The sequence below is a fragment of the Methylobacterium sp. WL116 genome (assembly GCF_008039455.1).
Taxonomy (GTDB): domain Bacteria; phylum Pseudomonadota; class Alphaproteobacteria; order Rhizobiales; family Beijerinckiaceae; genus Methylobacterium.
In genome coordinates this window covers 1-1,068 of record NZ_VRUV01000902.1, presented here as the reverse complement: position 1 = coordinate 1,068, position 1,068 = coordinate 1, and the positions used below count along the sequence as shown (strand labels likewise).

Sequence of the window (1,068 nt, the reverse complement as noted above, 5' to 3'; positions counted from 1 at the left end):
GGCCGGCGCCGAGACCGTGCGGCTGGCCGACCTGAAGCCCGAGCACGCGGATCCACGCCGGGGCGATGCCGACGCCGCGCTCGCCCGGGCCGATATGCGGATCGCGGCGCGCTACGAGACGCCGGTGCAGCACCACAACCCGATGGAGCTGTTCACCACCGCCTGCGCCTGGGACGGCGGCCGGCTCACCGTGCACGAGCCCTCGCGCTACGTCGGCGCGCTGCAGCACGGGCTCGCCGCGCAGCTCGGCATGGACCCGGCCGACATCCGCGTCGTGTCGGGGCCGATCGGCGGCCATTTCGGCTCGAAGCTCGCGCTGTCGCAGCACACGGCGCTGGTCGCCCTCGCCGCCCGCGACCTCGGCCGCCCGGTCGCGCTGGTGCCGACCCGGCGGCAGGGCTTCACCATCGCGAACCACCGCCCGGAGACGCGCCACGACCTCCGCCTGGGCGCCGACCGCGCCGGGCGCTTCACCGCCCTGGTGCACGAGGCGGCGATGACGACCTCGCGCTTCGACGCCTTCGCGATGGAGGGCACCGACGTGACCGCGAGCCTCTACGCCTGCCCCGACATCCGCACCGACGAGCGCGCCGTGCGGGTCGACCGCAACACGCCCGGCCCGATGCGGGCGCCGCCCGAGGTGCCCTACCTGTTCGCCCTGGAGAGCGCGGTCGACGAGATGGCCTGGGCGCTCGGCCTCGACCCGATCGCGCTGCGCCGGCGCAACGACACCGTGACCGACCCGGTCTCGGGCAAGCCGTTCTCGTCGCGTCCGCTGATGGCCTGCTTCGATGCCGGCGCCGAGGCCTTCGGTTGGTCGCGCCGCATCCCCCGCCCCGGCGCGATGCGGGACGGGGCCTGGCGGGTCGGGCTCGGCTGCGCCACCTCGGTGCGGCCGGTGAAGATCGCCCCCGCGACGATGCGCGTCGCGCTTCGACCCGACGGCCGCGTCGCCGTCGAGACCGCGCACCACGAGATCGGCAACGGCATCACCACGCTGCTGGCGATGGCCGCGGCCGACGGGCTCGGCGTGCCGATCGCGGCGGTGACGGTGCGGCTCGGCGACAC

Annotated in this window: 1 protein-coding gene; it reads left to right on the top strand. The window is 75.8% G+C overall.

The features are described from left to right. Window positions 1–1,068: molybdopterin cofactor-binding domain-containing protein (locus tag FV223_RS28320; RefSeq protein WP_147729964.1), on the top strand; the 1,068-nt coding region annotated here is incomplete at both ends.